Raw genomic sequence first — 6,035 nt, forward strand, 5'->3', positions numbered from 1 at the left:
CATCACCATGGTGCCGCCGGTGAACGGCGTGATCGGGAACAGCGCGATCAGAAGCGCGCCACCAAGGCCGGCCAGCGCGCTGCCGAGCACGAAGACGCCGGTGATGTAGCGGCGCACCGGAATGCCCATCAAAGCGGCGGTGTCACGGTCCTCGACGCTGGCCCGCAAGGCACGGCCGTAGCGGCTCGCGGTGATCATGCGGAAGCTCAGCGCCACCACGGCGATGGTGATCAGTATGACCATGACGCGCACAGAAGCGATGCGTACACCGCCGACCTCCCACACCGTGGTCAGCGGGCGCGGGATGCTTTTCTGGTTGGGGTTCCAGCACAGCACGACGACATGCTGCAGGACGACGATGAGGCCGAGCGAGACGATGAAGCCGTTGGTCGGTCGCTCCAGCGTGAAGCGGAACAGGCCGCGCTCGAGCACATAGCCCATCAGCCCGACAGCCAGGATGGCCAGCACCACCGCTATGGGAAAGCCGAGGCCCGCGCTGACGGCGAGCCAAGTGACGATGCCGCCGATCATGAGGAATTCGCCATGAGCGAAATTGATGATGCCGGTGAGGCCGAAGATCAGCGTCACGCCAATGGCGATGAGCGTGATGACGCTGGCGATGGAAAGGCCGTTGAGGATTTGCTGGATGAAGATATCCACGGCGATCGAGACCTGCCTGTCTTGCAAGAAAGGGAGTTGGCGGTGGATTCCGCCAACTCGGGTATGATGAAGCTTCAGCTCTTCGGCGCTTCGGCCGGGGGCTGCTGCATGGCGCAGGAGATGGCGCCGCCGGGTGCCGCCGCGCAGACTTCCGTCGCGTGGGTGACCTGGTGGGTCTGGTTAAAGGTCAAATCATCCGAGACCACGCCCTGGTGGTGGAGGCTCAGCAATGCGTCGACCGTCTTGTCCGGATCGAAACTGTCGGCCTTCTGCCAGGCTTCGACGAGGAAGTGGACGTAATCGTGGTAGAGCAGCGACACCGACGAGGTCACGCCATGCGGCGCGCCCGCGGCGAAGTAGGCGTCGAAATAAGCCTTGGCCTTCGGGTTCGAGGACTCGCCCCAGCACACCGGGACACAGCTCATCGCCACCGGCACATCGGCGGACAGCTGCTTTTCCTTCCAGATGCCGGGGTCAACGCCGAACAGGAAGTAGCTTTTCGCCGCACCGAGTTCGAGCGCCTGCGGCAGCGCCGTCAGCGTTGAATCGCCATTGTACCAGAAGTGGATAATGTCCGGATTGAGGCTCTTGGCCCGCGTCAGGAAGGGCGAGAAATCGGTGGTATCAGGCGGATAGAAGATGATGTCCGGCACGTCCTGCCCTTCGGCCTTCAATGCCTTGTAGTAGTAGGATGACAGGAACTGGCCGGTGGCATCGTTGCCGACGATCATCACTGACTTTTTCGGCTTGAAGCCAAGTAGCGGCTCGAGCAGGGTGAGCACGCCGCGCGCGGTCGATCCGGAGCGCTGGAATTCCTGCGGCTCGGACTGGAAGAGATAGTGATCCTCGCCGCCGGGCTTGACCGAGTCCGGTGTCAAGATTTTCGCCAACGTCGAATTGCCGGCGAAATGGATGATCTTGGCCGGCTGGGTGATCTTGGCCATGGCCAGCGTGAAGTCATGCGTTTCCGAGCCGAAGATCGCCTGCACCTTCACGTCGCGCACCAGCTCCTGGGTGGCGGCGATTGCAGTGGCGATATCGGTGCGGTCATCGCGCTTGACCATTTCCAGCTTGTAGGTTTTGCCGCCGACCTTGAAGCCGCCGGCATCGTTGATCTGCTTGACGGCGAGGCCGACGCCCGCCGGCAGCGTATGGCCGGCGGAGACGAACGAGCCGGATTCGGCGGCTACGACGCCGATCTTGACAATGTTGTCTTCGGCCCACGCAGGATGAGCTAGCGCGCCAAGGCACAGGGCCGCGCCCATTTTAAGAACGGTGTTCAATTTGAGATCCTCCCGACTCCAAATGATTGCAGTCTTACAGGGTTGTCATACAACCCTGTAATCTGGTAAATCTTACAGAGAGGGATGTCAATCGCATTGCCATGGCTCCCCGAAATCAGAATCGCAGAGCCGGAATTGCCGGCAAAGCCGCAGTCAGGAACAGCAAGATGCAAGCACGGAAATTCGGCCGCACCGGCACATCAGTCAGCGAAGTCGGTTTTGGCTCATGGGCGATCGGCGCCGCCTGGGGCGAGGTCAATGACGACGACGCGGTGGCCGCCTTGCATGCAGCCCTCGACGCCGGCGTCACCTTCATCGACACGGCGGACGTCTACGGCGATGGCCGCTCGGAGAAGCTGATCGCCAGGGTGATGAAGGAACGGGGCGGTGAGCGGCCGTTTATCGCCACCAAGGCCGGAAAGCGGCTGCCGTCACAAACGGTCGAGGGCTTCAACCAGAAGAACCTGGCCGACTGGGTCGACCGCAGCCTCAAATATCTCGAGGCCGACACGCTCGACCTCGTGCAACTGCATTGCCCACTGACCGACCTCTATTACCACCCTGAAGTGTTCGAGCGCCTCGACCGGCTGGTCGAGCAAGGCAAGATCCGCAATTATGGCGTCAGCGTCGAGCGCGTCGAAGAAGCGCTGAAGGCGATGCAATATCCCGGCGTCGTCAGCGTGCAGATCATCTTCAATGCCTTCCGCCAGCGACCGGCGGAATTGTTCTTCGATCAGGCGAAAAAGCACGACGTGGCCATCATTGCCCGCGTGCCCCTGGCCAGCGGCCTGCTGTCGGGCAAGTTCAAGGCCGACACCAAATTCGAGACCACCGACCACCGCCTGTTCAACCGCAACGGCGAGGCCTTCGATGTCGGCGAGACGTTTTCGGGCGTGCCTTATGAGGTAGGCCTGGCGGCGGTCGAGCGCATCCGACCGATGGTTTCCGGCAACACGACGATGGCGAAATTCGCGCTGCGCTGGATCTTGATGTTCGACGCGGTGAGCGTCGTCATTCCGGGCGCCCGCAATCCCACACAGGCCCGTTCCAACGCTGAAGCCGCGGACCTCCCGCGGCTGTCCGATGAACTCATGGGCAAGATCCGGGACGTCTACGACCAGGACATCAAGCCCCATGTGCATCAACGCTGGTAGGCAATATCCCTCGGTATCGCGAGCGCCACATTGACGCGTCGGCAGCCTGATGTGACGAAATAGGCGTCGCCTCAGAAACCAGAGGGCTCAAGCGGTCCCAATCAATCCTGATGCCGTTTCGGGCCTCGAGCAGATGCAGTTCTCGAGCAGGATTTCGAAGCCGACCTCATGATCGCCTGAAACGAGGCTGATGCCGCACCTCAACCAGGAGGTCGACGGCGACTATCACGGCAAGTTCCTGGACCTCGCCGGTCGGTCCAACCACCTGAATCCCTGCCCCGAACGTTCCCGAAGTCCGTAATGAGCGAAATCCACATGGCACAATCTCTCTCTCGTCAATCAGGCGCTTCCTTGGCAAGGTAAGAGCAGTCACTGCTCAGCGACGACGAGATACTGTGCTCCACAATACACCACCTCTAACTCTCCACGTTTGACGCTGGGGGCAGCACCACAGCCGGGTGACGCCCTTCGCGCAGCATCAGCCCGAGAGTGTAATCAACTGCCAGCTTCACGGCACCGAGCGCGGTCCCGTCATCCCCCAGGGAACTGACAGCGATGGGTGTTGACCATGCAAGCTCTGCTGCGACGCGTTCGACGTTTTCCGTCATCAGCGGGTTTCTGCCGACACCGCCGCCGAGCACGATCAGGCCGGGGTCGAGCATGCCGATGCAGCCGGCCGCCAGCCTGCCGATATCGGCGCCATGGCGCGCGACGGCCACTACCGCCGGCGGCGAGCCCTCGAGCGCGCGTGCAAAAAGATCCTTGGCCGAGTCGGGCGGCACGCCTTCTCCTGCGGGCCAGTCGACACGGCAGCGCTCGATCAACGCCCGCGAGCCGAGATAATGTTCGAGCCCTTCACGATAGGGCGTCTCGCTGGCCGACCATGGAAACGGCATGCGGCCGATTTCGCCGGCCGCACCACCGGCGCCGCGAAACAAACGCCCCTCGGTGATGAAGCCGAGGCCGACCCGCACGCCGACCTGCAGGAAGGCGAAGGTCTGGTGGCCTTGCGCGGCGCCAAAATGCATCTCGCCGATGGCCGCGCAATTGACGTTATTTTCCAGGATGATCGGCACTTTGATACTGCGCCGCAGCAGGCCAAGCACGGCGGACGGCCCGCCGGGCCGGTCAAAACGATTGTTGGAGACGATGCGCGGCACCGCCACCGCAATGGCGCGCAGCGCGCGAAAACTCTTGGCGACCCTGGCCATGGTGGCACGCGCCACCGACTCTACGACGGCGCCGACCGCGTCGGCGTCGCCGGCTATCGCTTCCGGGATGGGTTCTTCCGCCGACGCCAGCTTCTGCGCATCCATCGAATAGGCGACGGCGCGCACCTGGGCGGCGCCGACATCGATGCCGATCGCGTAGCCGGCACCTGGACCGATGCCGTAGATCGTCGCCGTGCGGCCAATGGCGCCGCGCTCAATCCCACGCGAGGCGACGAGGCCGAGCGCGCTCAGCTCCGACACCGCCGCCGACATGGTAGGCTTCGACAGGTCGAGCATGGCGCCGAGCTTTGGCCGCGTCACCGGCCCGTGCGAGGCAAGCAGGCGCAGCACCGCCCGGGCGCTGTCGGTCAGATTGGGGATTTCCGCAGCCGCCATCTCAGCCGTTCGACCTTTGCCTGAAATCCTGTCTCCGGTCGGCGAAAGCGCATTCGCTGCCCCGACTCGAAAGCCATATCCTGTCCTCAATGCCTCATTGCTGACCGGTTTGGCAATTTCCGCGATGTCCGGACAAGGACGTCAGACTTCGGTCGGCGACCACGGCTTCAGCTTGGTATCGGTCTGGCGGTAGCGGAACACGATATCGGTGAGGCCGGCCGCGTCCTGCATGTCGCCGACAATGAGCTGGATGGCGATGATCTCCAGTATGGCATCAGCGATGGCGTTGCCGAGCGCGGGAATCGAGATCACCACCAGCCTGTCGGCTGGAGCGACATCGCTGCGCCGCGTCACCAGCACCGAGGAGCAGCCCAGCGCCGCAAGATCCTGCGCGATCTTCACCTCGCGACCGTCGCCGATGGCGATCAGTCCGGTCGCCGCATCCTGCGATTCCATCGGCCCGTGCAGATAGTTCAGCGTGTCCCATCCCGATGCCGGCACCCGCACCGCCTCGCGTATCAGCATCGCCGCCTCGCCGGCATTGGCGAAGCCGACACCGGCGGCGACGATGTCGATGGATGTTCTGCCCTGCAGCAGCCGGGCCGCCTGCCCGGCAGCGCTTTGCGCACCGGAAAGGACGGTGGCGGCTGCAGGTGACAAAGTCGTCCAGTCGAATCTGTTGCCGGCGAGCCTGTCGATCAGCATGCCGAGCGCCAGCAAGGTCCCGGTATAGCCGGTGGAGCTTGCGCCATTGTCGGCGCCAGAATCCGTGGCAAGCACAGCACCAGTCAGATCAGCCAGCGGATTGCCGCTGCCACGGCAGACCGCCAGGCGCGGCGCGCCCGACGCCTCGCGCATGACGTCGTAGATTTCGCGGCTCTGCCCGGAGGCCGACAGCGCGATGAACGCATCGGCAGCTGCATCCGTCCGGCCATAGAGATCGGTCGGCGTATAGGCAAAAGCCTTGATACCGGAGGCGCGCAGATAAAGCGCACCGGCCAGCGCCGCCTGATAGCTGGCGCCGATGCCGGCAAGCCCGATCGTCTTGCCGGCAAAAGCGCCGAGATCGAGGTCGTCAAGCGACGAGGCCACCGAACGCCGGCCGATTTCGAGACTTTCCGTCTGGCGCGCCACCGCCGGGCGATAGCCGATACGCTTCATCATTCAAACCGCTCCAATTCCCGAAGATTGGCCCTGACCGACCAGCAGTCGTCTCGCCAAGGCGACCGCACCCAGCACCGGCGGCTCGCGCAGCAGCAGCACCTGGCTCGACGGCGAGACCTTTGCCATGGCCTCGACGAATGCCGTCATCAACATCGGCTGCTCCGAGA

The 6,035-nt window shown here is 63.5% G+C and carries 5 protein-coding genes; 1 reads left to right on the plus strand and 4 read right to left on the minus strand.

Going from position 1 to position 6,035, the window contains the following annotated elements; translation table 11 throughout:
• Together EN879_RS21160 and EN879_RS21165 are read right to left on the minus strand one after the other, a co-directional pair.
• Nucleotides 1-687, minus strand: a 687-nt coding sequence (locus EN879_RS21160) for a branched-chain amino acid ABC transporter permease (RefSeq protein WP_245493846.1), incomplete at its 3' end; no start/stop codon positions are given.
• Nucleotides 688-734: 47 nt separating this feature from the next.
• Nucleotides 735-1,943, minus strand: a complete 1,209-nt coding sequence (locus tag EN879_RS21165; RefSeq protein ID WP_063170670.1) for an ABC transporter substrate-binding protein — start codon at nt 1,941-1,943, stop codon at nt 735-737.
• 167 nt (nt 1,944-2,110) lie between these two features.
• Here EN879_RS21165 and EN879_RS21170 point away from each other — a divergent pair, with 167 nt between their 5' ends.
• On the plus strand, nt 2,111-3,097 hold the full coding sequence (locus EN879_RS21170; RefSeq protein ID WP_063170671.1) for an aldo/keto reductase: 987 nt from the start codon (nt 2,111-2,113) through the stop codon (nt 3,095-3,097).
• Nucleotides 3,098-3,513: 416 nt separating this feature from the next.
• On the opposite strand, the gene EN879_RS21175 is transcribed toward EN879_RS21170, so the two are convergent.
• Nucleotides 3,514-4,704: an ROK family transcriptional regulator gene (locus EN879_RS21175; RefSeq protein ID WP_063170672.1), complete on the minus strand. Its 1,191-nt coding sequence runs from the start codon at nt 4,702-4,704 to the stop codon at nt 3,514-3,516.
• Nucleotides 4,705-4,845: 141 nt separating this feature from the next.
• The gene (locus EN879_RS21180; RefSeq protein ID WP_063170673.1) at nt 4,846-5,868 is read right to left on the minus strand and encodes an SIS domain-containing protein; all 1,023 of its coding nucleotides are present in this window, start codon (nt 5,866-5,868) and stop codon (nt 4,846-4,848) included.
• Nucleotides 5,869-6,035 lie beyond the last annotated feature (167 nt).

Source organism: Mesorhizobium sp. M7A.F.Ca.AU.002.02.1.1 (genome assembly GCF_003998535.1).
GTDB classification, from domain to species: domain Bacteria; phylum Pseudomonadota; class Alphaproteobacteria; order Rhizobiales; family Rhizobiaceae; genus Mesorhizobium; species Mesorhizobium ciceri.

What these genes read in the sequence shown, in the direction of transcription:
- EN879_RS21175 (WP_063170672.1), bottom strand. Translation starts at nt 4,704, where the DNA reads ATGGCGGCTGCGGAAATCCCCAATCTGACCGACAGCGCCCGGGCGGTG.
- EN879_RS21170 (WP_063170671.1), top strand. Translation starts at nt 2,111, where the DNA reads ATGCAAGCACGGAAATTCGGCCGCACCGGCACATCAGTCAGCGAAGTC.
- EN879_RS21180 (WP_063170673.1), bottom strand. Translation starts at nt 5,868, where the DNA reads ATGATGAAGCGTATCGGCTATCGCCCGGCGGTGGCGCGCCAGACGGAA.